Raw genomic sequence first — 25,562 nt, 5'->3', positions numbered from 1 at the left:
CGATTTACTGGGCGAAATCCGGCAGTTCGACAGGCTTGATCACCAGCAGGCTGCAGGGGGGTTGATACAACAGGCTTTCGGTGGTGCTGCCCAACAGCTTGTTGAACGAGCGGTGGGTCACAGTGCCGATGACCAGTACGTCGAAGACGTCCTGGCCGACAAACTCGACGATGGCCTTTCCCGGCGTGCCGACAATGAAATGCCGGTTGTCCTTGTGCAGGGCATGTTTGTCGGCCAGGTGCAGGAATTTGGCCTTGCGCTCGTCATAGCTGGGGCTGACCGAGACCGGTACCTTGCCGATGCCGATATCGGCGAGATACAGGGCCGTCCAGTCATAGACCCCGAGCAGGTGCAGCGGGCACTTGCAGTGCGTGGCGAAACGGGCGGCCTGGTCGATGATCCGGTCGTTGAGTGCCCGCGTCGCGGGGTCATCGCGCAACACATCGACGCAGGCCAGTACCTTGCGCGGTATGGGCAGGCCCTGGGCGGTGACCAGGTGGATCGGCGCCCGGCTGTCGCACAGCAAACGCCAGTCCAGTGGGGTGAAGAAAATCCGCTTGAGGGCCGATTCCTGATGGGCATCCTTGATCAGCAGATCCGGATGCTGCGAACGCACGTAACCGGACAAGGCACTCAGCGACGGCTGGTCCCACTTGACCTCGGTCGCCACCTCGATCCCCTCGCCGCGCATGGCCTCGGCCTCCTGTTCCAACCATTGGCGATAGCGCTGCAGATAGGCCTCGCGAATCTCCGCCTGCCGGTCGGCGTCAAGCAGATCGAGCTGCTGCAACCCATCGAGATAGACGAAGGCCACCAGGGTCAGCGTGGCGTTCATGGCCTTGGCCAGCGCCAGGGCCCGGTCAAAGGCCGGGCTGTGGGTCATTTCGGACGGAGCAACCAGGAGCAAACGTGGACGTGAAGACAAGGGACACCTCCAGGGCACGCCCTGTCGAGCGCACCGGATAGCGGGCGACGACTTCACGAGACAAGGATTGAAGGGGGCCACCCGAAGAGAATCGGTCATCTCCGATTCTGCGGTGCCCGGCCGGCCGGCCCTTGATTTACATCAAGTGCCGATGGCTTGCCCGCGTGTTCGCCAACGATCGCCATCCCCCGGCAAGCCCGGCTTGATCTGTGTCAAACCGCCGCAAGCACATTGTCGCAGCATGCTGTTTCAATCCGATCCTGCTCATGGAGAGTGAAATCATGGCGATGATGAAAGCGGCGGTATTTGTTGAAAAAAACCGGATCGTGCTACAGGACAAGCCGGTCCCGTCCATCGGCCCCCTGGATGCGCTGATCCGTATCACCACTACCACGATCTGCGGCACCGACGTGCATATCCTCAAGGGCGAATACCCGGTGGCGCCGGGGCTGATCATCGGCCATGAACCGGTGGGCATCATCGAGAAGCTCGGCTCGGCGGTCAGTGGCTTCCAAGAAGGCCAGCGGGTCATCGCCGGCGCCATCACCCCCAGCGGTCACAGCTACGCCTGCCTGTGCGGTTGCTCGTCCCAGGACGGCCCGGACACCGCCCACGGATTCAAGGCCACCGGCGGCTGGAAGTTCGGCAACCTGATCGATGGCTGCCAGGCCGAGTACGTGCGGGTCCCCGACGCCATGGCCAACCTCAGCCCGGTGCCGGATGGCCTGAGCGACGAAGAAGTGCTGATGTGTCCGGACATCATGTCCACCGGTTTCAGCGGCGCCGAACGGGCCGGGATCCAGATCGGCGACAGCGTGGTGGTCTTCGCCCTCGGCCCCATCGGCCTGTGCGCCGTGGCCGGGGCCAAGCTCAAGGGCGCGAGCACCATCATCGGCGTCGACTCGATCAAGGCCCGCCAGGACATGGCCCGCCGCCTGGGCGCGACCCATATCGTCGACTTCACCCAGGGCGATCCGGTCGAGCAGATCATGGCCCTGACCCGCGGCCGGGGCGTCGACGCCGCCATCGAGGCCCTGGGCACCCAGACCACGTTCGAATCCGCCCTGCGGGTCCTGCGCCCGGGCGGCTGCCTCTCAAGCCTGGGGGTCTACTCCTCCGACCTGCGGATTCCGCTGGATGCCTTCAATGCCGGGCTGGGGGACAAGCAGATCATCACCACCCTCTGCCCCGGCGGCAAGGAACGCATGCGCCGGCTTATGGACGTGGTGGCCGCCGGCAGCGTCGACCTCAAGCCGCTGGTCACCCACCGCTTCAAACTGGACGATATCGAGGCGGCCTACGAGCTGTTCGCCCACCAGCGCGACGGTGTGATGAAAATCGCGATCACCCCGTGAACAATAGTGCCCGCCGGCCGGATCGCTCCGGTCGGCGGGCACCGGATTGAACGCTCAGATCGAGTCGGTACCGAGGGTCAGCACGGAACAGGGTGGCTGCGACAGCAGCGACTCGGCAAAGCTGCCCAGCCAGGGAAAGGCATCGGCCTGGGAGCGACCGATGACCAGGGTGTCCACTTCGCGTTCGCGCACAAACTCCTCCACCCGCTGGATTGCCTGCCCCAGCAGGAAATGGCGGCGGCGGCCGGGTACCTGATGCGCCCTGGCCAAGTCGTCGAAAGCCTGGCTACGCAATTTCTGCAGGGCCGCCGCGGCATCCGAATCCCACGGGTACTCCTGCATCAGCTCATAACCGGCGAGAATATCGCAGGCATGCAGCAGTTCCAGGTCCGCGTCGCAGATCATCGCCAGTTCGCTGGCCAGGTGAATCACCTGATCGTCGCGAGTCGTCTCGCCGTCGCCGACATTCTCCAGGGCCACCGCCGCGACGAAATTCTTCGGCCGTGGCGGCGCATCGTGCCGGACCAGCATCACCGGCTTGCAGCACTGGCGCACCAGGTGCCAGTCGGTGGGACCGAGCAACGCGCATTTGAGCTGCGACTCGACCTGCAGGTCCTTGACCACCAGGTCGACCTCGATGTCCTTGACGTAGTCGCGAATAGCCGCATGGGGGTGTTGCGACCAGACCACGTCGTAGCTCACCTCCAGGCCCTGGTTGGTGAGGCTGTGGGACAGTTCGGCGAGTTTTTCACGCTTTTTGTCCAGGTAACCTTCCCGGGCCAGGGTGCCGGCGCCGTGATTGAACAGGGTCATCGCCGCGATGGACTCGACAAAGTCGAAGAGCACCAGGTGCACAGCCGCCTTGCTGGCGCGTGCCAGGGTGGCCGCGCGATGCAGGGCGGGGGTCGCCTGGCAGTGGGTATCGGTAATCAGCAGAATACGTTGATAGTCGCTCATGACGGGGGCTCCAAGGAGGAACAATGGACAATCGACCCTTTAGCTTCACCCTGCTTTTAAAACGACCGCTTGATTTATCTCAAACAACCCGCTACACCTGCTAGGATCGTCCGACGGCCCCTGTTTTATCGGTGTTTCTTCCCGAATTGGATGCCCTCTCCCTACTAATGCAGAGGAACTCCCGTGAACAATCAGGAAGCACTCAAACTCAGGCCTTCGGGCCTGAAATCAGCGTGTGCCAATTGCAGCGTGCTGGAACTGTGCCTGCCCCTGGGTTTGAACGATACCGAGGTCAAGCGCCTGGATGACCTGATCGTGCAACGCGTGAAGATCAAGAAAGGCAACACGCTCTACCGCCAGGGCGATCCGCTGCACGCCCTGTACGCGGTACGCCTGGGCTTTTTCAAGACCACCCTGACCTCGGAGGATGGCCGCGAGCAGGTCACCGGCTTTCAAATGACCGGGGAAATGCTCGGCATGGATGCCATCAGCGAAGACCGCCACGCCTGCAATGCCGTGGCCCTGGAGGACAGCGAAGTCTGCCCGATCCATTTCTCGCAGCTGGAACGCTTGTCCCGGGACCTGCCCTCCCTGCAGCACAACCTGAACAAACTGATGAGCCGGGAAATCGTCAGGGACCACAGTTTGCTGCTGATGATGGGCAATATGAACTCGGATGAGCGCCTGGCGGCGTTTTTCCTCAATCTCTCGCAACGCCTGGCCCTGCGCGGCTACTCGCCCTTCACTTTCATCCTCAGAATGCGCCGCGAAGAAATCGGCTCCTACCTGGGCCTGCGCCTGGAAACCATCAGCCGCGGCATCGCCCGGTTGCGGGAATTGAACCTGCTGGAGGTCCACGCACGGGAGGTGAAAATACTTGATGTGGGGGGGCTGAAGGCGCTGATCGCCGGCTGCGGCCACCACGGCAACCCGTTGTAACCAGGCAGTTGTGCCCGTGTTTGACTTGAATCAAGCGCGGGCACCCGCCATGGCGTAGAAACAGAACACCGATACCGGCCCACGACCGTACCTGTTCGAGGAGTTCTGATCATGCCCGACCTCAATAGCCCCATCCTGAACCTGCCCGACTTTTCCTCGGTGACAGGCGAACACTGGATCGAAAGCCTGCAGGACGGTACCCACGTCCTGATCCGGCCCTTGCGTGTCGAGGACCGTGAGCGGGAAAAGGCCTTTATCCAGCGACTGTCCCCGGAATCCCGTCACCAGCGCTTTCTCGGTGAAATCGTCGATCCCAGCCCCGTCCTGATGAACCAGTTGATGAATGTCGACACCCACAACCGCGTCGCCTACGTAGCTCTTGTCCATGACAATGGCCAACTGCGTGAAGTGGGGATCAGCCGCTATGCCGCCTCGGGTGCCGAGAATGAATGCGAGTGCGCCATTACCGTTGCCGACGACTGGCAACATCGCGGCCTGGGCACGGTCCTGATGAAACACCTGATCGAAGCCGCGCGGCGCAATCATTTCACCCGGATGTATTCCATCGACAGCGCCTCCAACGTGCACATGCGCCAACTGGCCGACACCCTGCACTTCAGCCGCGAACGCGACCCCGACGATGCGACCCAGGTCATTCATCGGCTGTCGCTGTAAAGCCTCCCGCTCCACCATGGCGCGGCCCGTTGTTCGCGGCTCGCGCCAGATCCCCCTTCAGACAAGACGTTCCGGGCTCAGGGCCAGCAGGCTGCAAGTGCTGCGATAGAGGATATTTTCCGCCGTGCTGCCGAGGATGCCGTCCAGGCCGTGGGAATGGCGGGTGCCCATCACCATCACATCCACCCCGTTGTGCTCGACGAACTGGCCGAGGGTGTCGATAACCGATCCCGTGAGGAAATGCCGCTGGTTCTTGCCGACCCCGTTGCGCTCCGCCAGGGCCTTGAACCCCTGCTGCTCATCGGCACGGCTGGCCATTTCCAGGCCCTCGGCCATCGGCAAGGTGCCCCAGCCCATCTCGTGGACATAGGAGCGGGACTTGTCATGCACATGCACCAGGCTGAACGTCGCCGCGCATTGCCGGGCAAACGCCTGCCCGGCCTGGACCAGCGTGTCGTTGAAGCACTCCTCGGCCCTTTCCCTCCCCAGATCCACCGCCACCAGAACATGACGCGGCAATGGATGGCTGCAACCCGCCACCAGATGTACCGGGACCGGACAATCACGTAGCAACTGCCAGTCCAGCGGGGTGGCGAACAGTCGTTTGAGCCCCGATTCCAGGTGGACATCCTTGATCAGCAGGTCGATATTCAGATCACGGACGTACTCGATGATCGGTTGCAGCGGATGATGACGCCAGAAAATATTGCAACTCACATCCAGGCCACGGCCCCGCAGGCGATCCGTCTCATGGTGCAGCCAGCGGCGATGCAGGTCCAGGTAGCCCTCGCGGGCCTGGGTCATGGCTTTCTGGTCGAATAGCGTGGCCACATCAAGGGTCGGCACATAATCGAAGGCCAGGATATGCAAGGCGGCCCCCGTGGACAGGGCCAGCTCGGTGGCCCGCTCGAAGGCGGGGCTGCGGTTCATCTCGGCGGGAGCCAGCAAAAGAATACGATGGTAGTCGGACATGGTGCACCTCTGGGGCAACAGGTTCCCGGCCCAGGGTGGCACGACTTGCAGACCACCCGGCAAATCTCGCCTTTATCGGCGGATCGGGACATTGCGCCCATGATGAGGCGCGCCGGCCCTGCCAGCTTGATATACGTCAAGGCCGCCCCAGCGGGGGACCTAACCAAAGGCTCCCTTGGGCTTCAACCGCCTTGATGCATATCAAATGCCCGACGCCCGACAGCCCTCACCCTGAGACAACACTGCGGGATGCACACCATGGAAACCATCACTCACGCAACCAACCTGGCCTCGGCCCTGGGCCTGGGCCTGCTGGTCGGGTTCGAGCGTGAGCGCAAGAAAGGCGAGGGAGCGAACCGCCACTTCGCCGGCCTGCGGACCTTCGCCCTGACCTCCCTGCTCGGTTATGTCGGCCTGCTGCTGGGCGGCCCCATGCTGCTCAGTACCCTGACCGTGGCCCTGGCCATGCTCGCCGGCGTGGCCTACTTCAAGCGGCGCAGCCAGAACCCCGGCATGACCACCGGGGTCGCACTGCTGCTGGTCCTGCTGCTCGGGGCCTTGTGCAACAGCGAGGCGGTACTGGCGGTGGCCCTGGCGGTGATTCTGACCGTGCTGCTGAACTTCCGGCAAAGCCTGCACCGGTTTGCCCTGAACCAGCTGAGCGAAACCGAAGTCAAGGATGGGCTGATCCTGGCCACCGCCGCACTGGTAATCATGCCCCTGGTGCCCGACGCCTTTATCGGTCCCTATCAGGCCATCAACCCCCGCTCGATCTGCCTGCTGACAGTGCTGATCATGGGCGTCAGCGCCCTGGGGCATATCGCCATCCGGGTCCTGGGCGTCCGGAACGGGTTGAGCCTGGCCGGATTCGCCTCCGGTTTCGTCTCGAGTGTCGCAACCATCGCCGCCATGGGCAACCGCGCCCGCCAGCAACCCGGGCTCCTGCCACAGGCCGCCAGTGCCGCGATCCTGTCGAACCTGGCGACGCTGATCCTCCTCGGCCTGGTGCTCGGCGCCATCAGCCCTGCGACCCTGGTCCAGCTCAGCCTGCCGCTCATGCTGGGCAGCGCGGTGGCCGCGTCCTACGCACTGCGGCTGATGAAACGCCCTCCCGCGGACACGAGCCCGCCGATCAATATCGGCCATGCCTTCAACCTCAAATTGACGCTGATGGTGGCCGCCGGCATCTCGAGCCTGTTTCTCGTGACCAGCGCCATGCAGGCCCGATTTGGCCTCTCCGGATTGTTTACCGCGTCGATACTGGGCGGCCTGGCCGATGCCCATGCGACTTCGGCGTCGGTGGCCGCGCTGGTCAAATCCGGCCAACTGTCGGCCGAGAACGCACGCTTGCCGATTCTGGCGATTCTCGCCAGCAATACCCTGTCCAAGTGTGTCATGGCCTGGTCCAGCGGCGGCGGCGCCTTCGCCCGCCGGGTGGTGCCGGCGCTATTACTGATCCTGCTGGCCTTGGCGGCCGGCGCTTTTATTCAGGGCAGGCTGATACCGGGGTGAAGCGCTGCAACTGCATCTCGCGCAAACGACTGAGGGTGCGGCGAAACGGGAATGCCAGGTAGCCTTCGGTGTACAACGCCTCCAACGGCACCTGAGCGGCAATGTACAGCGGCACCTTGCGGTCGTAACACTCGTCCACCAGGGCGATAAAGCGCCGGACGCTATCGTCATGGACCGACAGCTGCGGCAACTCACGGTCACCGGCATCGACGCGGCGCGCCGCGTCTTCGGTGCCGCGGGCGATCCGCCCGGGACGCTGGCGGGCACTGAGGTTGGGCACCTCACTCAAGAAAATCGCCGTGTAACGATCACACAGCGCCATGAAATCCATGGCCGCCAGGGGCTGCTCGCACAGCTCGGCATAGCGGCACCAGAGCACCGTCGGCGAGGCCCGCACCACCGCCAGGGTCCGATAACCCATGGCGACCGGTTCGGCGGACAGCGGCTGCCCGGCAGTCAGCACCTTGAACGCTTCGACCAGCCCCGCCGACTGCCCCTCGGGGTCGACCCAGTAACGCTGCACGCCGGCACCCGGATGCAGGCGGTGGTCCTCGCCGCCGTCGACATCCACCACCTCCATATGCTGCTCGATGGCGGCAATCGCCGGCAGGAAACGCTCGCGATTGAAGCCATCGGCATAGAGCTGTCGCGGTGGCTGGTTGGAGGTGGCAACGATCACCACGCCCTCGTCGAACATCACCTGGAACAGCCGTCCGAGGATGATCGCGTCGCCGATATCGCTGACGAACAGCTCATCGAAGCACAGCACGCGGACCTCCCCGGCCAGCTCACGGGCCAGGGCCCGCAGCGGGTCGGCGATACCGCTGAGCTGGAACGAGCGCTGGTGGACCCAGCCCATGAAGTGATGGAAATGCTGGCGCCGCGACGGCACGCGCAAGGTCTGGTGGAATTGATCCATCAGCCAGGTCTTGCCGCGCCCGACCGGCCCCCAGAGGTAAACGCCCTTGGGCACCAGGCCCTGGTGCAACGCCTCGTGGCAGCGCTGCAAGGCCTGCACCGCCTGCCATTGGGCCTGGTCGTGGAGAAAGCCGCGCTGCTCGACGGCAGCGCGGTAGGCACTCAGGGGAGAATCGGCAGTCATGGCGTCGGGCAGGCTCGCAACCGGGAAGCCGTGCAGTATGCCAGCTTGTCCTAGAGGGAAATATCCAACCGCGCGATCTTGCCCTGCTCATTGAGCCGGAACACGTAGCGCAGCTCCACCGAGCCGCCGGGAAAAGTCCCCGAGACCAACTGCTTGACCAGCACCTTGCCAGTGCGTTGCGCGACGTCGAGGACTTCGACCCGGGGTTGGTATTTACGCGCCGTCTCATCCATCCATTGGGCGATGGCGAGGGTGCCGACGCGATGATGGCCTTCATCGAAGACGTTCGCGTCTTCGGCGAAGAAACTCGCCACCGCCGAACTGTCGCGGGCATTGGCAGCGCTGATATAGGCCTCGATGGCCGGGGCGAGCACCGAAGTTTGAGTGGTCATGCTGTTCACAGCTCCTTGCTGGTAGAAGGTGGAGCCATCCTAGAACAGGGCTCCGTCAGTTCTTGTCAGGAGTAAAGCGTTCGTGTTCGTCCTGGTCGAACAGCTTGCGCCATTGCCTTAGCAGGTCGCTGCGCCGGCCCGGATAACGCTCGCCCTGCTCCCGGGCCGTGGCGATGCGGTCGGTGCGAAAGGTCCGGAAGGCCTGGCGCAACTCACACCAGGCGACCACCACCCGCGCCTCGTTCATAAAGCCCAGGGCCAGGGGCCAGATCAGTCGCTGGCTGGGCACCCTGTTCACATCCGCGTAGTCGATGTGCAACTTGGCCTGGTCACGGATGGCCTGGCGAAACACATTCAACGGCACCGCATTGTCCGGGTAGCCACAGCCCCGCGGCCCCGGCAGCAGGGTCGGATTGCGCAGGGCCTCCTGGGCGGCCGGCGCCAGCACCGCGGCGATCTTGGCCAGGGCATCGGAAGCGGCCTTGCTCAGCACCTCGTCACCCCGTTGATCGACATATTGCAGGCCGAGGACGATGGCCTCGGTTTCATCGGCATTGAGCATCAGCGGTGGCAGGAACAAACCGCTGCGCAGGACGTAGCCGACGCCCGCCTCGCCCTGGATCGGCGCACCGAGGGCGGTGAGTTCGGCAATATCGCGATAGACCGTGCGCTCGGAAATCTCCAGCTCGCAGGCCAGGGCCGCGGCGGTGGCCGGGCGGCTTTTGGCGCGCAATACCTGGAGCAAGGTGAGTAAACGCGAAGTGCGGGACACGGTGGACGACCTCTGGCCGGATCAAGGGCCGCAGCTTAGCAGAGCCCCCTGTCAGAAATTGTCAGTAGCGCAGCGGCCTGGATGAAGTCGGCGCGCTGGCATTGCAGAGCAAGGCCAGATACCCGAATTTTGAAGCGAAAACGGTCTTGCAGCGAACGGGCTTGCCCGTTCACCACAAGACCGCGTTCGCCCCTCAGGTGTTCTTAACCACCGGGCGACCGGGCATCGGGGCCTCAATCTTCAGACGTATCGACTTCACCCAGCCTCACCCGTTTGGCAAACTCGGTCTCGATACCTTGCGCCAGTATCCGCGCCTGACCTCGCCAATCCTCGCGCTCGACCCGTCCCGGAAAGCTGAAGTAATGCTCGATCCAGTGCACCTGCGGCTCCGTCCACTGGGCAATCTGGGAAAACCGGTAAATGCCCAGCTCGTGCAGCACGGCTTCATTTTTATGGCCTACCCCGGAAATCAACTTCAGGTTATCGAGGGGGCCGGTGGGTTGCTCCATGACCAGCGGACGACTGCCCACCCCGGCGGCATCGGTGGCCGCTGCCCGGGTTCCAGGCTGCGAGCCCGTGGTGCTGATGGCGGCATCGGCCGCCAGCATCGAGCGAATCCAGGCGCTGAGCCAGCAACCGACCAGGTAAGCGGCAAACAGCAGCAAGGCCGTTTCCAGCCACAAGCCGGCGCGCCCCGGTAACAACTTGAGCACGGCGACCACCAGACCGATAGCAAAGAGCCATAACGCCCCATGCAACCAACCGGCGACCCAACGGACATGACGTTCGGTCTGAGTGACAATCCAGCCCACCAGCAAACCGAGAATCCCGGCCACCAACATCCAGCCCCAATACTGTTCAAGTAAATAACTCATGATGGTTGCTCCTGGTTATTTAGCGTCAGTCGGGGCGGTCATGGCGTTGTCATCCGTTACCTTTATTTCTATCCGACGATTTTGTGCCTGGCCTTCCGGCGTATCGTTGGACGCCACCGGATCAGCCTCGCCAAATCCCGCAGCCTTCAGATGTTCCCGGGTCACGCCATGTTCGGCCAGATAACTGACCACGGCGTCGGCCCGGCGCTTGGACAGTCCCAGGTTGAAGGCGGCGTTGCCGGTATTGTCGGTGTAGCCATCGACTTCAAACTGCTCGTCGGGACACTGTTTGGCCGTGGCCACCAGTGCATCCAGCGCCGTTTGCGAAGCCGGTGACAAGATGTCCTGGGCGGTGTCGAACAGCACTTTGTATTGATTCAGGGCCGCATCGAACTGTTGCTCGCAGGCCTTGGCATCAATAACGCCGGCCGAACTCGGTGGATTGGCCTGGGACTCATCGACAACAGGCGGCGTCGGTGCCACCGGCGCGGGGGGGACAACTTCGGGAGGAGTGCCGATCTCACTATCGGCCGGTTTCACCGGCTGGTCGGCCAGGGTACCGACAACCTGTCTGACACCATACGTCTGATCCGCCGCGTTGCGGTTTTGTGATGTTGCATTGGGCAGGGTCACGTCACGTCCGGCGACAACAATGGGAGCGCTATCGGTTGCACTCCCCACGCGGGTCTGCAAATCCTGTTCGACTTCAGGCGTTGTTATCCAAAGAGCGGCCAACCACAGCAAAGCGAGTAACGGCAAACCCCACCACCAGTTTTTCGAGCGAGCCATTTGTCTTCTCCTTAACGTAGAAAAACTAACGGACTGCGAAAAATGCTGTAGCAGGTGATATTCAAGTGTAGGTAATAGTGGCGGACCGTCAATATAACGGCAATTTCCAGCCAATGTGTCAAAGTAATGTCCCACTCGACAAGGAAGCCGAAACCCTTATGAACACTCCCGAACTCAGTACCGAACGACTACTGCTACGACCCTTGCAACAGGATGATGCCGCCGCCATCCAGCAACTGTTTCCCCACTGGGAAGTGGTGCGGTTTCTCAACGCCCGGGTGCCCTGGCCTTATCCCGAAGATGGCGCCCTGAGTTATCTGCGCGACGTCGCCCTGCCCGCTGTCGAACGCGGCGTGGAATGGCACTGGTCGATCCGCCTGCGCGCGGCCCCGGAACAGATGATCGGCGCCATCAGCCTGATGGACGAAGCCGACAACAACCGCGGCTTCTGGCTCGCTCCCCAATGGCAGGGCCAGGGCCTGATCGGCGAAGCCAGTACCGCCGTCACCGCGTATTGGTTCGAGACCCTCGGCCGCGAGCGGATGCGCGTGCCCAAGGCCGCCTCCAACCTGGCCTCGCGGCGGGTCTCGGAACGTGAGGGCATGCGCCTGCTGCACAGCGAGGAACGGGATTTCGTCAGCGGGCGTTTGCCCTGTGATATCTGGGAAATCACCCGCGAAGAGTGGCAGCGGTTGCGCTGATCAGTCCTGGATAAAACGCACGCCTGGCTTGGCTCGCTCATCGACCTGCAACTCGAACACATCCGGGCGGGCATAGTGGCCGGTGACGTCAAAATCATAACGGGCGCGGACCAGTTGCTCGGTGTCGATCTGCGCGGTCAGCAGGCCGGCCTCGCCGACCAACGGCCCGGCCAGCACCTCGCCCATGGGCCCGACAATCAGGCTGCCACCGTTGATCAGCGGACGTTCCGCCGGCCAATTGACCACCTCCACGCCCAGTGCCTGCGGCGAGGGCTGGACCTGGCAGGCGCTGATCACAAAGCAGCGGCCTTCACAGGCGATATGGCGCATCGTCACCTGCCACATCTCCCGCTCATCCACCGTCGGCGCACACCAGACCTCAACGCCCTTGGCGTACATGGCGGTGCGCAGCAGCGGCATATAGTTTTCCCAACAGACCGCCGAACCGATCCGCCCGGCCTTGCCTTCCACCACCGGCAACGTCGAACCATCGCCCTTGCCCCAGATCAGCCGCTCGGTACCGGTGGGCATCAGCTTGCGGTGTTTGGCCACCAGCCCGCCCTGGGGTTCGAAGAACAACACCGTGCAATACAAGGTAGAACCCGCGCGCTCGATGACCCCGAGCACCAGGCTCGCCCCGGTGCGAGCGGACAACTGCGCCAGCGCGTCGGTCTCGGCGCCCGGGACATCGATGGCATTGCCGTGATAACGGGCGAAGGCCTCACGGCCCTCGGGCAGCCGGTAACCCAACTGGGTGCCGAAGGTTTCGCCCTTGGGATAGCCACCCAACAGGGCTTCGGGCATCACCACCAGGCAGGCGCCGGACTCGATGATCGCGCGCTCATAGCCGAGGATCTGTTCCAGGGTGTCGCCCTTGCCCCCCGGCAGGGAACCGATTTGTAACGCGGCAACGATGGACTTGGGCATGACGTGAACTCCATGAAAGTGTGCTGCCGATTGTCATGCCGGCCGACATCATGAATAAAGCCACCTTCGGAACTGAATGATATTAACCAAATAAATATCGAACCCGGACGTCTCAACCTGTTCCAGGATCCTCGAAGCACAGTGCGCGCTCTCAAATTGATCTGTTTGCCATCCACTGTTCTCGACAGAGACTGCCGAGGGTTAGAATGGCCGAAACCAGGGAAGAATTCATGAGCGAACCGATCCTTTCAGAAGCCGAGTACGACGCCATCACCGACGCCGCCGCGCATTGGTGCATGCGGCTGCATGAAGAGGATTGCACCAGCGCCGAACGCGAAGCCTTCGCCGCCTGGCTCAAGGCCGACCCGCGGCATGCCGTCGAATACGAGGCCATGCTGGAAATCTGGGACGTGGCCGATCAACTACCGCCGACGGCCGTGCCCCAGGCGTTGGCCCTGATACCGAAGCGCCGTCGCTGGCAAGGCTACGCCATGGCCGCGGCCATCAGCCTGCTGGCCGTGCCCGTCGTCGGCTACCTGGGTTGGAGCCTCGGTTGGATTCCCAATGCCTACCAGAGCTTCGAAACTTCGAACCAGTTGCGCCAGGTCACCCTGGCCGATGGCAGCCAGGTGGAATTGAACCTGGGAACGCAGCTGACCTACAGCAACTACAAGGATCAGCGTCGGGTGACCTTGAAAAAGGGCGAAGCCTATTTCGAGGTGCGCCACGACGCCGAGCACCCCTTCGTGGTGAAGGCCGCCGAGGGTCAGGTACGGGTCACCGGAACCCAGTTCAACGTGTGGATGTATCAGGATCAGGTTCGCGTGACCTTGCTGCAAGGCTCGGTGCTGGTCAGCAGCAATACCACCCACCCTGGTGACGGTTATCGCCTGGACCCGGGCATGCAGGCGCGCTACAAATCCGGCGACCATGAGCCGCAGATCAGCCAGACCTATGCGCAAGACGCCAACCTGGCCTGGCGCGATGGCAAACTGGTCCTCGATAACCTGATGCTGAGCGATGCCCTGCCGTTGATCAACCGCTACCTTGAGCGCCCGGCGCTGCTGGCCGACAAGAACACCGGGACGATTCGCATCGGCGGGATCTACAGCACCGGGGAAGTGCAGCGGTTGCTGACCTCCCTGCCCAAGGTGCTGCCGGTGTACCTGACGCAGAACAAGGAAGGCCAGGCGGTGATCAACGCGATCCCGCAGGATACCCCGAAGGGCTGACGGGATCTTGAAAGCACCGTGAAACCTGTAGGAGCTTGGCTTGCCAGCGAAGCTTTTGCCGCCCTGAAGGACGCCATCGCCGGCAAGCCGGTTCCTACAAGGGACCGCGTTCAGCCTCACCACGAATGTTACTTCTGCGGTTCGCGAATCACCTGCACCTGATACTCGGCATCCGCCTTGATCTGCTGTTCGGTGAACGGCAACACACTCCATTGCTTCTTCGAGAACGCTTCGGTCTGGTCGCGGAAATGCGGCGATGCCGGATCAGTAGACAGCGAAAACGCCAGCAACCCCAGTGCCTGAGGCCCCTTGTCGTCAAAACTCACCACCTGCAGATAGCTGGTGCCTCCGACGACTTCGCGCTTGCCGCCCTCTCCCGGCACACTCTGAATCGCGTTGTACACGCCCAGGGTCGCCGGGCCGCCATGCACCGGCACCGGCTGCCCGCCCCGGCTGACCTGCTGCACATCGCCCCAGTGACGGGCGGCCGTCAGTCCCGCCGCCTTCACCTGTTCCAGCGACGCCAGCATCGCCCCGTGCAGCGCCCTGGCCACCTTGATCTGCTCGAAGGCCAGGCCGCGCGGGGTGTGCTGCGGATCAGCCGGATCAAACCTGACCCGCCAGAAATTCTCGCCTTCGGACAAGTGCGCCATGATGTTCTGGAAATGCACCATGCCCAGCCCGCTTTGCAGGTTCGCATGAGCGTCCCAGTCCTTGAGGCTGGCGCACACCGGCGCCAACGTCGTGGCATCGCTGCCCAGGTCGCCGGCGCAGAAGCGCAGCAGGTCCGGCAGCACCAATCCGGCCAGGTACACCTGATCGTCCATCACCATCGCCTGCAGGTCCGTAACCTTGATCGCCCGGGGCCGGTCCAGCCGCGCCAATCGCTCGAGGGCAAAGCGCGCCCGCAGTCCGAGAGGCTCACCCTCACGGCTGACCAGCGGCGAAAAGCCCGTGAGCGGCGCCCGCGGATTGACCATCCAGGCCGAATCGTTGGAGTTCTGCAGATAGTCGCCGCGTTCCAGTTGCGGCAACTGGTCCGCCGGGAAGATACCCTTCTGCGCGGCATTCGCCGCCACGTTCCAGGCACAGGCGGCGCGCGAGCCGTCGAGCACCACCAGCGGCCCGCTGCCATGGGGATCGCCGCACAAGGCCAGCTTGGCCGCATCCACGTAAGGCACCACCGACAGGTTCAGATACAGCGCCTTCCCCTGGTCATCCACCGCCAGGGTGTTGACCCAGGGAATGCCCTGAATCCGCTGCACCGATGCCTGCAACGCCTGAAGGTTGTCGGCATGGTTCATCGCATACCACTGCTGCAACACCCGGTCGTTGTCCTGGTTGGCATCGCGCAGGCTGAACGCCACGTCACGGTTCCAGTCGAGCTTGCCGGGCCATTGCACCACCGGCCCGAACACCGAGCTGTAGAGCACCCGTTCAACGGTCCTGGTGCTGCCATCGGCCTGCTTGACCTCGACCTTGACCAGGCGCTTGTCGAACGCCGTGGATTGGCCGTCGAGCAGGTAACGGGTCGGATCCTTGGGATCGAGCTGCAACCGATACAAGGTGAAATGCCTGGACGTGTCCACCGTATGGGTCCAGGCCAGGTGCCGGTTGAAACCGATATTGATCATCGGCAGCCCCGGCAAGGCCGCCCCCATCACATCAAGCTGGCCGGGAATGGTCAGGTGCATCTGGTAGAAACGCAGGCCGCCGACCCACGGGAAATGCGGGTTGCCGAGCAACAGGCCACGACCGTTGAACGAACGCTCGCCGCCGACCGCCAGCGCATTGCTGCCGCGGTCCAGGGCGAAACGTTGCAGGCGTTCGGCCGCCAGCTGGAACGACACACTCGACACCTGGGCAGTCTGCCGCGGTGGCGTGGCGGCGGCCAGGGCTTCGGCGAACTGCCCGACACCGCCTTCGACCAGCAGGCGCCGGGTCAGCTTGACCAGATCCTGCGGCGTGATCGGCCGTACCCATTCCCCTCGACATTGCTCCGGCACGCCCCCGGCCCGGCGCTCGCCGAGCTGGCGGTTGTAACCGGCGACATAACCCTCGATCAATTGCGTGACCTGCGGGGTTTGCGCCTGCCAGAAAGCCGCCACCGCCTCGGGCGTATTGAGCCAGTTGAAAAACAGGTCGCTGGTGAGGTTGTCACGCCGTTCGACGGTCATCTGTTCGGGGCCGAAGTAGCGCGAGCGCTGGCCGTTGACCGTGACGATTTCGTTGGCCAGCAGGCACAGATTGTCCTGGGCATAGGCATAGCCGATGCCGTAGCCCAGCCCGCGCTCGTCGCTGGCGCGAATATGCGGCACGCCAAAGGTGGTACGACGGATCTCGGCGTTCAGCTCGCGACTCGCGTCGCCAGCCTCGCGGGCCTGGCCGTGGCTGCCCAGGCCGATCAACAACGTCGCCAGGCACAGCCTGGATAGCGAACGGGTAATAATCACACTGACTCCTGATGGAATATCGAACACCAGGCGACCGCATGCGCAACAGCGAACGGCAACCCGGAAAAGCGGCCACCGAGGGAAATAAACAAGGGACGGCCGATGCCTGCCCATGAAAGACGAGTCTGAATATGAAAATTTAGGGATATACAGGCGTCTGAACATGAAACTTGAGGGATATCCAGGTGCCATCACCTGTCTGCGACTCGATATCGACAAATTTTCGACATTCGAGGCCTCATGATTTATCCGTCTCGCTCGTCCTTATCAAGGAGAGCCGACATCACATTCCTGATCAGGCTCTGAAAAGGAGTTTTTGCATGTACGACCAGCACAGGTCAACGGACGGTAATTCTTTGCAACGCGATCCTTCCTACAGCTCGGGCGCCATGTTGGCCAAACCTGCCGAACGCAGTGGTAATAACCGCATCCGTCAGTTGCTCAAACACTTCGGTTTGCGCACCAGCCTGATCCGACTCAAAGTCATCGACGCCCTGCTGAGCGCCGACGAAGATCAGCGCCGGTTGGGTGTGCGCGGGGTTCACAGTCATTTGCTGGAATTGGGCATTCCCCTGTCCTTTCTCAGCGTGCGCGAGGTGCTCAAGCGCCTGTGCAGCGAGGGCGTCGTGGTGCTCAACGCGGACAAGAGCTACAGCCTGCACCCGGATGCGACCGCGGCCCTGGAGTTACAGGACTCCATGCCGCAGAGCGCGCAGATCGGCGACTGAGTTCAGGGCTTGACCTTGCGCCGCATCACACCGTTGATCACCACCACGAGCACCGCCACGCCAATGGCGATGTACTGGAACAGCTTCTCGCTGATGACCCCGGTGTTTTGCAGATAGGACAGGCCGAACATGATCCCCAGTACCACCAGGGAAATCAGAATCGAGTACTTCAGACGCTGCGATTGAGTCATTACCTATTCCTGAATAGTTAAAACTTGAAACGACAAATGTATCCGACTTGTATCTGAATCCATACCAAAGCCCTACAAAGGCCGATGAATGAAACGACGCAAACGGGGTCCCATAGTATATCCGGGGAAAGGTTTTATCTTCCCGGCTTCACCCATGAGGATTTATCCATGTTTCGTCGAATCACGATGTTGATTCCCCTGTTGATCATCTTGTCCCTGAGCGGTTGCTTCATTTTTCCCCGTGGCGGAGGCTGGCACGATCATGATCACCGTTACTCCGAGGGTGAATACCGTCGCTGATAGGCTCGCCTGACGGCTGAGTGCTTTTCCTTGCCGGCGATAGGCCCTTGGCCTTGCGGCGCCCACACGGACGCCATCGCCGGCAAGCCAGCTCCTACAGGGATCGCGCCAGACCGCCCGTTTCGTTCTGCCTCCTCTTTTTCTCAGCGCCTAAACCCGGTACCCGGTCGGGCACAGATTTCCACCAGCCAATCGACAAACACCCGCACCCGCGCCGACATCTGTCGATGGGGCGGATACATTGCGCTCAGCGGTAATCCGGGGGGTGGATAATCGCCCAGCACTTCGCACAACTGGCCGCTGCGCAGTTGTTCGACCACGTGGTAGTAGGGAATCTGCACCAACCCATAACCCGCTTCACACGCCGCCAGGTAACCGTCGGCACTGCTGACCGAGAGCCGCTTGGGCAGGTCGATCGCCTGCAACTGGCCGCCCTGCTGGAACTCAAGCCCGAAGCGCTTGCCGCTGACACTGGAAAAATACTCGACCATCCGATGCCCCGCCAAGTCCGCCAGTGATGTCGGCAGCCCCATGCGCTCGATATAGGCCGCACTGGCACAGGTCACTTGCTCGACCAGCACCAGCGGCCGGGCCACCAGCGATTCGTCCAGGGCCTCGCCGCCCCGCAGCACACAATCGATACCGTCGCGGATCAGGTCCACGGGCCGGTCATTCAGGCCGATTTCCAGGTCGATCAGCGGATAACGCTCGCTGAACTCGGGCAATACCGGAATCACGATCAAACGCCCGATGCCCGCCGGCATATCGACCCGCAGGGTCCCCCGTGGATTGCGCCGGGCAGAGGAAAACACCGCTTCGGTCTCCTCCAGGTCCGCTAGCAGTTGCACGCAGCGCTGGTAATAGGCCGCGCCGTCGAGGGTGGTGCTGACCTGGCGGGTGGTGCGGTGCAACAGTTGCACTCCCAGGTGCGCTTCCAGTTGCTTGACCAGCACCGTCACCGAGGCCCGGGGTACTTGCAGGCTGTCGGCGGCCTTGGCAAAACCGCCCAGCTCGACGATCCGGGTAAAGACCCGCATGGCATTGAAGCGATCCATCGGCCCTCCATTATTGGGATTTTACGAATAGTGATAGTGCTTTTAGCCGGTTTATCGCACTTTTGTCGAGGTTCACACTGCACGAAATCCCACAGGAGCTCACACCATGCACACCCGTCAACTCGGCAAGAACGGCCCACAGGTCTCCGCCATCGGCCTCGGCTGCATGGGCATGACCGATTTCTACACCACCGGCAGCGACACCCGCGAAGCCACCGCGACCTTGCATCGGGCCCTGGAACTGGGCGTAACCCTGCTCGACACCGCTGATATGTACGGCCCCCACAGCAACGAAGAACTGATCGGCCAGGCCATCGCCGGCAAACGCGACCAGGTGTTCCTGGCCAGCAAGTTCGGCATCCTCCGTGACCCGGCCAGGCCGGCGTACCGTGGGGTCAGCGGGAAACCGGAGTACATCCGCACGGCCATCGACGGCACCCTCAAGCGCCTCGGCGTGGAGACCCTGGACCTGTACTACCAGCACCGTATCGACCCGGAAGTGGCCATTGAGGAAACCGTCGGCGCCATGGCCGAGCTGGTCAAGGCCGGCAAGGTTCGTTACCTGGGTTTGAGCGAGGCCTCGGCCGAAACCCTGGAGCGGGCCCATCGGGTGCATCCGATCAGCGCCTTGCAAAGCGAGTACTCGCTGTGGAGCCGTGATCAGGAAGACAACGGCTGCCTGGCCGCCTGCCAACGCCAGGGAATCGCCTTTGTGCCCTACAGCCCGTTGGGCCGTGGTTTCCTGACCGGCGCCTTGAAGAGCCCGGACGATTTCGCCGCCGATGACTATCGGCGTTTCAGCCCACGCTTCCAGGGCGAGAACTTCGCCCGCAACCTGCGGCTGGTGGAGCAGGTGCAAGGGTTGGCCGCGGAAAAAGGCGTGACGGCCGGGCAACTGGCATTGGCCTGGGTCCTGGCCCAGGGCGACTACCTGATCCCGATTCCCGGGACCAAGCAACGCAAATACCTGGAAGAGAACGTGGCGGCCCTGGAGGTGAAGCTGAGCCCCGCCGAATTGCAGGCCCTGGAGGCGATTTTCCCGGCCGGTGCCACGGCCGGGCTGCGCTATCCGGAAGCGGTGATGCAGGGCCTGAATCGCTAAAGACTCGACTGCCGAACCCTGATCCCAGGCACACAACGGAACCTTGTAGGAGCAGGGGTTGCCCGCGAAGCTTTTGGCGCCCTCAAGGACGCCTTCGCGGGCAAGCCCTGCTCCTACAGGATCGTGCGTGACCGCAGAGGAGTGTCATTCCTCAGAAATCGCGCTTGTAGAAGATATCCAGGGAACTGGCCACGCCGCTCGCCGCCTCCAGGTAAACCTTCTTGCTCAACATATAACGCAAGGCGATGGTATTGGCCGGTTCGAACACCCCCACCCCGTAGCGCAAGCTCAGCTTCTCGGTGATCTTGCCGCTGGCCACCACCGATGTGGTGCTGCCGCTGCCCTGGGTATCTAGGACAAAATCCTCGATGCCCAGGTTCTTCGCCAGGTCGCCGGTCAACCCGGCACTGCCCATCAAACCCAGGCCCAACGCCGCCTGGGCCAGCACATTGCTATCTTCGCCAGTGGTGCTCAACGGTCGTCCCAACACCAGGTAGGACAACGCCTGCTCCTGGCTCATGGCCGGCTCCGAGAAGATCTGCGTGGTCGGTTGCTCGGCGCTGCCGCTCAGGCGAATACCGGCAATCACATCATCGGTCTGGCGAATCGCCTCGATATCCAGGTACGGCTGGTCGATGGGCCCGGCGAACAGCAAGCGCGCCCGGCGAATGGTCAGGCGCTGGCCATAGGCGCTGTAGCGCCCGTCATTCAGGCGCAACTCACCCCGGGTATCGAGGTTGTCACCGATATGCACCTGGCCCTGCAAGTCGGCGGTCAGGCCAAAACCGTTGAAACTGAGCTTGTCCTCCCCCACCAGTACCTCGATATCCATGGACATCGCCAGGGGCGCCTTGCCCTCCTCGGTCTGCTGGCCGACGATCACTGTGTCGTCCGAGACCTTGACCGTCGACGGCGGCAGCTCGCGCACGACGATCGCGCCCTTGGGCACATGCACCTTGCCGGCAATCGCCAGCTTGTCGCCGTGCATCGACACCGTCAGGTCCGGCGCCACCTCCAGGGTCGCATAGGGCTCGACGCTGACCGGCAACTGCGAGCCCTTGATCGCCAATTCCACTTGTAGCGCATCGGTCCAGTCGATATGCCCGGTCAGGCTGCCGTGTCCGGCATCACCGCCGGTCCACGTGCCGTTGAGCTGGACGTTTTCCCCGGCAATCTGCGCCTGCACCCGCAGGTCCTTGACCGTGGTCGGCACTTCCGAGCCGGAGACCTCGCCACCGCTCAAGGTCAGGTTGCCGTTGACCTTGGGCGCCAGCAAGCCGCCGGACAAGCGCCCGCTGCCATCCAGGCGACCGGCCAGGGTCTCGACCTTTCTCACGAAAGGCCGGGCCACGCTGAGGTCGAGGCCGCTGAGGCGGAAATCGCCGGTCAGGGGTTTGTTCTTCGCCAGGGGATTGATCTGCGCCTGGAGCATCAGTTCGCCAAGCTTGCCACCGCGAAAATCCAGGACCGTGTCGACCCGCCGCGGGGTCAGGTTGCTGGTCAGCTTGAGGGTCTCGTAGGGGAAGTCCAGCCATCTGCGTCGTTCGCGAATACGCAGGGTGCCGCCACTGGCATCGATCATGATCTGGCCCTTGGGGCCGCTGGCCGGCAGGTCCACTTGCAGGTCGGCATTCAGCCGGCCCTGCCAGGCGAAGTCGCGGGGCAACCATTGCCCCAGACTTTCCAGGGGGAATTGCTTGAGGTGATAACGCAAGCGCGGTTCGGGCATCAACCGCTGATCCTCGCCGCACAGGCTGGCCTCTCCCGACAGCCAGCAGTGGCTGCCGAAATTCAATCGGCCATCGGCAAGGTATTCGAGTTTGGCCGGGTTCTGCAGTTTCCAGTCCTGGCCGCCGGTCTGTACATCGCCGGAAACCAGGCGCCCGCGCCAGTTGCCTTTGTCGAGTCCGCCGTCCAGGCCCAGGGCCAGTTTCAACAGCGGGCCTTGCAGATCGAGCTGCGCTTGCTGGCGCTTGAGATCGCCCTGCCCGTGCAAGGTCAGGGTACCCAGGGCCGTTTCGCCAGCCTGGATACCTTCGCCCTTGAGATCCAGTTGCCCACGTTGGGTGCCGTCGAGGTTGGCCTCGAGGCTGAGGTTTTGCAGACGGTTATCGGCAAATACCAACTGCTGGCCGTGCAGGCTGACCTTGCCTTGCGGCGCCTTCAGCGTGCCGGCGAGATCGACCCGGCCTTTGACTTGTCCGCGCAACTGCGGCCAGAGCTGGCCCAGGCGCGGCAGGTTGAGGTCGAGCTGCCCGGCCAAGCGTTGTTGCAGGCTGCCGCTGCCCTGGATGCGGTTATCGCCCAGGCGAATATCCAGGGCACCGAGGGTCCATTGTTCGCCTTTACCGCTGGCCTTGGCTTGTAACACTGCCGGTTGCCCACGCAGTTTGCCCTTGAGGTCGATATTCGCCTCCAGGTTCAACTGCTGGTTCTTCAACTCGCCTTTGCTGCGCAGCGGCCCGGCCAGGGTCCCGGGCAACTCCGCCAGCCAGTAAGCCGGATTGAGCGCGCTCAGGTCCAGTGCGGTGTCCCAGGCGATGCCATCGGCGAATTGCAACTTCAGGTAACCGCTGGCCTTGCCCTGCCCCGCCGTCAGTTCGAGCTGCGGCAGGGCGATCTGTTTCAGGTCGCCACTGAACGGCGTCAGCAGCCTGAACTTGCCCGCCGGGCCGTCGAGATCGGCCTGGACGAAACCCAGGTAGTTGCCGTCACGGTAATGCACCTCACCGACCAGGGTCCGCGCCTTGACCGCCGGTTCCTCGATCAACGGGTACAGGCGATGCCAGGGAAAGTCCAGCCAGTCGACCTTGGCGTCGACAGCGAAGCCCTTCTGCCAGTCCAGTTCGGCGCTGAGTTTCAGCCGCTGTTTGGCACCGGCCGTCAGGTCCAGCGCGGCGATCTGCGCGCCCTGCGCATCGACCCGGCCTTGCAGGTTGAGGTCGACGGGACCTTGCTCGGCCGGCAGCACGGCCTTGCCCTGGAGCTGGTAACCGTCTTTCAGGTTACCGCTGCCGGTGAGCTCCAGCTGATTGAGTTGCAGGGTATCCGGCAGTTCGGCGCTGGCCTTGAAGCCATCGGCGGTGATCCGCACCCGGGCCGGCAGGTGCTCGGCCAGGGCCTCCAGTTCGCCCGTCAGTTGGCCCTGCAGATAACCGCTGCTGTTGGCCTTGAGCTTGAGGGTCTTGAGCAGATCGCCCTGCACCTCCAGCGCCAGGGCCCAGGGCTCGCCGCCCGGGGCCGGCAACAGCAGCTTGCCCTCGGCCGCCAGCGGCCAGTCGCCGCTCGGTTGCAGCAGCCCGGAGAGGTCCAGGCTGAGGTCGTCGTGCTGCAGATGCACGGTATCGATCTGCAAACCCCGCGCCGTCCAGTGCGCGGCCAGTTGCAATTCCTTGAGCTGCTCGCTGCCATCGAGCCACAGGCTGCCGATACGCACCTGGCGCAACTCGATCGCCACCGGCAGTTTCAGCGTCGGCAAGCTCAGCGGCCCGCTCTCGGCCGGCGCGCTCGGTTCAAAGCGCAGGTCGACCCGCTCGACTTCCAACTGATCGACACAGAGCACAAAGTGCGTCAGGCACAGCGGCGACCAATTGAAGCGCGGCTGCTGCAATTCAACCCGATTGCCGCCCTGCTGCCAGAGCAGATGATCGGCGCTCCACTGCCCGCCCAGATGACCCTGGAAATTTTCCACGCTCAAGCCCGGCACCTGTGCCAACGCCCAGCGGCTGCCGGCCTGGGTGCCCAGCAGCAGACCCAACGACACCAGCAACAACAGCATCAGCGCGACAAGCGCCAGGCCGAGTATTTTCAAACCACGCTTCACAACTCAGGCCCCATGGAAAAGTGCAAACGGATACCCCCGGGATCGTCCAGCGCATGGGCCAGGTCGAGACGGATCGGCCCCACCGGCGAGATCCAGCGCACGCCGATGCCGACGCCGGTCTTGAGGCTCGGTAACTCCAGGGTATTGAACGAGTTGCCCTGGTCGACGAAGGTCGCGATCCGCCATTTCTCGGCGATGGAATATTGGTACTCAAGGCTGCCGGCGACCATGTAGCGCCCACCGATCCGATCCCCTTCGGAGTTTTCCGGGGACAGGCTCTGGTAGTCGTAGCCGCGCACGCTCTGGTCGCCGCCGGCGAAGAAGCGCAGGGACGGCGGCACGTTCCGGTAGCCATTGGTGGCACTGCCGCCGAACTGGATCCGGCCGAGGAAACGGTGATTATCCCAGACCGTGGTCAGGCCCTTGAGTGTCGCCGTGCCGTACAGCAGGTTATTGTCCGAGGCCAGGCCTTCCTTGGCGACCTTGCTGTCGAACTCCAGGCGATAGCCGTTGTGCGGATCGATGCGGTTGTCGCTGCGCAGATAGGAGTAATTGATGCCGGGCATCAGCAAGGTACTCAGGCCCGAATCGTCGCCGAGGCGATATTCCTCGCGCTGCCACTTGAGCGAGATCACCCGCTGCCAGCCGCTGGGCAGCTTGCTGTGCCATTCCGGGCCGATGGTGAACAGCTTGCTCAGGCTGTCGGTGTTGGCGATTTCCTCGTACTGGTAGCCGGCGGCCCAGCGCAGCTTGTCGGTGAGCGGCGGGTCCAGCGGATGGTCGTACCACAGGCCGATATTCTGCCGGGGCGCGGACACCTCGCTTTCGATGCCATAGCTATCGCCCTGGGCATTGACCCAGTGGCGAGTCCAGTTGGCCTTGACCCGGGGCCCGACGTCGGTCGAATAACCCAGGCCCAAGCCCATGGTGCGCGGCTTGCGGGTATCGAGCTGGACCTCGACCGGAATCACCCGGTCCTTGGCCGCCAGCGGCGCCGCATCCACCCGCACGCCTTCGAAGTAGCCGCTCGATTGCAGGGCCTGGTTGAGCTCGGCGATCAGTTCGGAATCGTAAGGGGTACCGGCCTTGAATGGCACCATGCGGTGCAGCAGGTCCTCGTCGAAGGGCGTGTCGCCGGCGAAATGCACCGGTCCCAGGGAGTAGCGCGGACCGCTGTCATAGATCAGCTCGATATCGGCGATGCCCGCCTTGGGGTCGACGATCAACTTCTGGCTGATAAAGTGGCCGCTGAAAAATCCGTAGCGCGAGGCCCGGTTGAGGATCAGGCGCTTGGTATCCTCGTAGTGCCCATGGTTGAGCACGGCACCAGGCTTGAGGGCATCACTCCTGGGGATCTGGAAAGCCTTGAGGCTGGCGGCCGGGCCTTCGATGCGCACGGTGACATTGCGCAGATGCACCGGTTCGCCGGGATCGATGGTCAGGATCAGCTTGGGGGTCTTGCCGGCTTCGACTTCGGTCTCGATCTGCGGCTGATAATAGCCGAGCGCCTGGGCGGCCTTGCGTGCCTGCTCCTGCGCGCCGCGGCTGAAACGCCGCAGGGCATTTTCACCACGATTGCCGAGACTGCCAATGTAGCCTTCCACATTGGCCTTCAACTCGTCGTTCGCCGGCTTGACCCGTACATCGAGTTCGCTTTGCGCCAGGGCCGCCATGCTGCAACAGAGCAGGAGCAAACCGCTGGTCAATCTTATAGAAAACATCATAGGCGCGGATGCTATCACGGGCTGGGTTAAGGCCGTCATAGAACGCGAAACCGACCGGAAA

23 protein-coding genes are annotated in these 25,562 nt (G+C 63.1%); 9 read left to right on the top strand and 14 right to left on the bottom strand.

Annotated features, from left to right (window positions below):
- Positions 1–4: 4 nt before the first annotated feature.
- Positions 5–925 (bottom strand): universal stress protein, encoded by a 921-nt coding sequence (locus M5C71_RS09990; protein ID WP_248767740.1) that lies wholly within the window; start codon positions 923–925, stop codon positions 5–7.
- Between the two features lie 281 nt (positions 926–1,206).
- On the opposite strand from M5C71_RS09990, the gene M5C71_RS09985 reads away from it, so the two are divergent.
- Positions 1,207–2,280 (top strand): NAD(P)-dependent alcohol dehydrogenase, encoded by a 1,074-nt coding sequence (locus tag M5C71_RS09985; protein ID WP_248767739.1) that lies wholly within the window; start codon positions 1,207–1,209, stop codon positions 2,278–2,280.
- A 54-nt stretch (positions 2,281–2,334) separates the two neighbouring features.
- Here the strand turns inward: M5C71_RS09985 and M5C71_RS09980 are convergent, their stop codons facing one another.
- Complete coding sequence (locus tag M5C71_RS09980; protein ID WP_248767738.1) at positions 2,335–3,237, bottom strand: universal stress protein; 903 nt, start codon at positions 3,235–3,237, stop codon at positions 2,335–2,337.
- A 183-nt stretch (positions 3,238–3,420) separates the two neighbouring features.
- On the opposite strand from M5C71_RS09980, the gene fnr reads away from it, so the two are divergent.
- A complete protein-coding gene (gene fnr / locus M5C71_RS09975; protein WP_103494811.1) occupies positions 3,421–4,176 on the top strand; it encodes a fumarate/nitrate reduction transcriptional regulator Fnr in 756 nt (251 codons plus the stop codon).
- Between the two features lie 111 nt (positions 4,177–4,287).
- Complete coding sequence (locus tag M5C71_RS09970) at positions 4,288–4,851, top strand: GNAT family N-acetyltransferase (RefSeq protein WP_103494812.1); 564 nt, start codon at positions 4,288–4,290, stop codon at positions 4,849–4,851.
- A 57-nt stretch (positions 4,852–4,908) separates the two neighbouring features.
- Here M5C71_RS09970 and M5C71_RS09965 read toward each other — a convergent pair whose 3' ends face one another.
- Positions 4,909–5,823 carry a universal stress protein gene (locus M5C71_RS09965; protein ID WP_248745543.1) on the bottom strand — a complete coding sequence of 305 codons (915 nt, stop codon included), beginning with the start codon at positions 5,821–5,823 and terminating at the stop codon, positions 4,909–4,911.
- A gap of 258 nt (positions 5,824–6,081) precedes the next feature.
- On the opposite strand from M5C71_RS09965, the gene M5C71_RS09960 reads away from it, so the two are divergent.
- The gene (locus M5C71_RS09960) at positions 6,082–7,335 is read left to right on the top strand and encodes a DUF4010 domain-containing protein (RefSeq protein ID WP_103494825.1); all 1,254 of its coding nucleotides are present in this window, start codon (positions 6,082–6,084) and stop codon (positions 7,333–7,335) included.
- On the opposite strand, the gene zapE is transcribed toward M5C71_RS09960, so the two are convergent.
- The 5 genes from zapE to M5C71_RS09935 form a co-directional block, all read right to left on the bottom strand.
- The gene (zapE, locus tag M5C71_RS09955) at positions 7,307–8,437 is read right to left on the bottom strand and encodes a cell division protein ZapE (protein WP_103494814.1); all 1,131 of its coding nucleotides are present in this window, start codon (positions 8,435–8,437) and stop codon (positions 7,307–7,309) included. The two genes, M5C71_RS09960 and zapE, sit on opposite strands and share 29 nt — an antisense overlap.
- Positions 8,438–8,487: 50 nt before the next feature.
- A complete protein-coding gene (locus tag M5C71_RS09950; RefSeq protein ID WP_040069438.1) occupies positions 8,488–8,829 on the bottom strand; it encodes a nuclear transport factor 2 family protein in 342 nt (113 codons plus the stop codon).
- Between the two features lie 55 nt (positions 8,830–8,884).
- Entirely contained in the window at positions 8,885–9,601 is a 717-nt protein-coding gene (locus tag M5C71_RS09945) for a YafY family protein (protein WP_248745545.1), read from the bottom strand.
- 233 nt (positions 9,602–9,834) lie between these two features.
- On the bottom strand, positions 9,835–10,476 hold the full coding sequence (locus M5C71_RS09940; RefSeq protein WP_103494816.1) for a hypothetical protein: 642 nt from the start codon (positions 10,474–10,476) through the stop codon (positions 9,835–9,837).
- Positions 10,477–10,491: 15 nt separating this feature from the next.
- Entirely contained in the window at positions 10,492–11,265 is a 774-nt protein-coding gene (locus tag M5C71_RS09935; protein ID WP_103494817.1) for an OmpA family protein, read from the bottom strand.
- A 158-nt stretch (positions 11,266–11,423) separates the two neighbouring features.
- Between M5C71_RS09935 and M5C71_RS09930 the strand changes: the two genes are divergently transcribed.
- The gene (locus M5C71_RS09930) at positions 11,424–11,966 is read left to right on the top strand and encodes a GNAT family N-acetyltransferase (RefSeq protein ID WP_177102900.1); all 543 of its coding nucleotides are present in this window, start codon (positions 11,424–11,426) and stop codon (positions 11,964–11,966) included.
- Here the strand turns inward: M5C71_RS09930 and M5C71_RS09925 are convergent, their stop codons facing one another.
- Positions 11,967–12,893 (bottom strand): carbon-nitrogen hydrolase family protein, encoded by a 927-nt coding sequence (locus M5C71_RS09925; protein ID WP_248767737.1) that lies wholly within the window; start codon positions 12,891–12,893, stop codon positions 11,967–11,969. It abuts the gene before it with no gap.
- A 230-nt stretch (positions 12,894–13,123) separates the two neighbouring features.
- On the opposite strand from M5C71_RS09925, the gene M5C71_RS09920 reads away from it, so the two are divergent.
- Positions 13,124–14,125, top strand: a complete 1,002-nt coding sequence (locus M5C71_RS09920; protein ID WP_248767736.1) for a FecR family protein — start codon at positions 13,124–13,126, stop codon at positions 14,123–14,125.
- A 128-nt stretch (positions 14,126–14,253) separates the two neighbouring features.
- On the opposite strand, the gene M5C71_RS09915 is transcribed toward M5C71_RS09920, so the two are convergent.
- Entirely contained in the window at positions 14,254–16,578 is a 2,325-nt protein-coding gene (locus M5C71_RS09915; RefSeq protein WP_248767735.1) for an acylase, read from the bottom strand.
- 320 nt (positions 16,579–16,898) lie between these two features.
- Here M5C71_RS09915 and M5C71_RS09910 point away from each other — a divergent pair, with 320 nt between their 5' ends.
- Entirely contained in the window at positions 16,899–17,306 is a 408-nt protein-coding gene (locus M5C71_RS09910) for a fe2+ zn2+ uptake regulation protein (RefSeq protein ID WP_103494821.1), read from the top strand.
- A 2-nt stretch (positions 17,307–17,308) separates the two neighbouring features.
- Here the strand turns inward: M5C71_RS09910 and M5C71_RS09905 are convergent, their stop codons facing one another.
- Positions 17,309–17,497 (bottom strand): hypothetical protein, encoded by a 189-nt coding sequence (locus M5C71_RS09905; RefSeq protein ID WP_100943910.1) that lies wholly within the window; start codon positions 17,495–17,497, stop codon positions 17,309–17,311.
- A 168-nt stretch (positions 17,498–17,665) separates the two neighbouring features.
- Here M5C71_RS09905 and M5C71_RS33645 point away from each other — a divergent pair, with 168 nt between their 5' ends.
- Complete coding sequence (locus tag M5C71_RS33645) at positions 17,666–17,797, top strand: hypothetical protein (protein WP_281438857.1); 132 nt, start codon at positions 17,666–17,668, stop codon at positions 17,795–17,797.
- A gap of 143 nt (positions 17,798–17,940) precedes the next feature.
- On the opposite strand, the gene M5C71_RS09900 is transcribed toward M5C71_RS33645, so the two are convergent.
- Complete coding sequence (locus M5C71_RS09900) at positions 17,941–18,852, bottom strand: LysR family transcriptional regulator (RefSeq protein ID WP_103494822.1); 912 nt, start codon at positions 18,850–18,852, stop codon at positions 17,941–17,943.
- A 106-nt stretch (positions 18,853–18,958) separates the two neighbouring features.
- On the opposite strand from M5C71_RS09900, the gene M5C71_RS09895 reads away from it, so the two are divergent.
- Complete coding sequence (locus M5C71_RS09895; RefSeq protein ID WP_248767734.1) at positions 18,959–19,954, top strand: aldo/keto reductase; 996 nt, start codon at positions 18,959–18,961, stop codon at positions 19,952–19,954.
- A gap of 151 nt (positions 19,955–20,105) precedes the next feature.
- Here the strand turns inward: M5C71_RS09895 and M5C71_RS09890 are convergent, their stop codons facing one another.
- Positions 20,106–23,777, bottom strand: a complete 3,672-nt coding sequence (locus M5C71_RS09890) for a translocation/assembly module TamB domain-containing protein (protein WP_248767733.1) — start codon at positions 23,775–23,777, stop codon at positions 20,106–20,108.
- Positions 23,774–25,501 (bottom strand): autotransporter assembly complex family protein, encoded by a 1,728-nt coding sequence (locus M5C71_RS09885; RefSeq protein WP_248767732.1) that lies wholly within the window; start codon positions 25,499–25,501, stop codon positions 23,774–23,776. Before M5C71_RS09885 ends, M5C71_RS09890 begins: the two co-directional genes overlap by 4 nt.
- Positions 25,502–25,562 lie beyond the last annotated feature (61 nt).

Origin of the sequence: Pseudomonas sp. MWU12-2345, assembly GCF_023242385.1 — a bacterium.
Lineage (GTDB): Bacteria > Pseudomonadota > Gammaproteobacteria > Pseudomonadales > Pseudomonadaceae > Aquipseudomonas > Aquipseudomonas gingeri_D.
This window is presented reverse-complemented; position numbering and strand designations above follow the sequence as displayed.

Coding starts and splice junctions, on each gene's coding strand:
- M5C71_RS09985 (WP_248767739.1), top strand. CDS start 1,207: ATGGCGATGATGAAAGCGGCGGTATTTGTTGAAAAAAACCGGATCGTG.
- M5C71_RS09980 (WP_248767738.1), bottom strand. CDS start 3,237: ATGAGCGACTATCAACGTATTCTGCTGATTACCGATACCCACTGCCAG.
- M5C71_RS09970 (WP_103494812.1), top strand. CDS start 4,288: ATGCCCGACCTCAATAGCCCCATCCTGAACCTGCCCGACTTTTCCTCG.
- M5C71_RS09965 (WP_248745543.1), bottom strand. CDS start 5,823: ATGTCCGACTACCATCGTATTCTTTTGCTGGCTCCCGCCGAGATGAAC.
- M5C71_RS09960 (WP_103494825.1), top strand. CDS start 6,082: ATGGAAACCATCACTCACGCAACCAACCTGGCCTCGGCCCTGGGCCTG.
- zapE (WP_103494814.1), bottom strand. CDS start 8,437: ATGACTGCCGATTCTCCCCTGAGTGCCTACCGCGCTGCCGTCGAGCAG.
- M5C71_RS09950 (WP_040069438.1), bottom strand. CDS start 8,829: ATGACCACTCAAACTTCGGTGCTCGCCCCGGCCATCGAGGCCTATATC.
- M5C71_RS09940 (WP_103494816.1), bottom strand. CDS start 10,476: ATGAGTTATTTACTTGAACAGTATTGGGGCTGGATGTTGGTGGCCGGG.
- M5C71_RS09935 (WP_103494817.1), bottom strand. CDS start 11,265: ATGGCTCGCTCGAAAAACTGGTGGTGGGGTTTGCCGTTACTCGCTTTG.
- M5C71_RS09930 (WP_177102900.1), top strand. CDS start 11,424: ATGAACACTCCCGAACTCAGTACCGAACGACTACTGCTACGACCCTTG.
- M5C71_RS09925 (WP_248767737.1), bottom strand. CDS start 12,893: ATGCCCAAGTCCATCGTTGCCGCGTTACAAATCGGTTCCCTGCCGGGG.
- M5C71_RS09920 (WP_248767736.1), top strand. CDS start 13,124: ATGAGCGAACCGATCCTTTCAGAAGCCGAGTACGACGCCATCACCGAC.
- M5C71_RS09910 (WP_103494821.1), top strand. CDS start 16,899: ATGTACGACCAGCACAGGTCAACGGACGGTAATTCTTTGCAACGCGAT.
- M5C71_RS09905 (WP_100943910.1), bottom strand. CDS start 17,497: ATGACTCAATCGCAGCGTCTGAAGTACTCGATTCTGATTTCCCTGGTG.
- M5C71_RS33645 (WP_281438857.1), top strand. CDS start 17,666: ATGTTTCGTCGAATCACGATGTTGATTCCCCTGTTGATCATCTTGTCC.
- M5C71_RS09900 (WP_103494822.1), bottom strand. CDS start 18,852: ATGGATCGCTTCAATGCCATGCGGGTCTTTACCCGGATCGTCGAGCTG.
- M5C71_RS09895 (WP_248767734.1), top strand. CDS start 18,959: ATGCACACCCGTCAACTCGGCAAGAACGGCCCACAGGTCTCCGCCATC.
- M5C71_RS09885 (WP_248767732.1), bottom strand. CDS start 25,501: ATGATGTTTTCTATAAGATTGACCAGCGGTTTGCTCCTGCTCTGTTGC.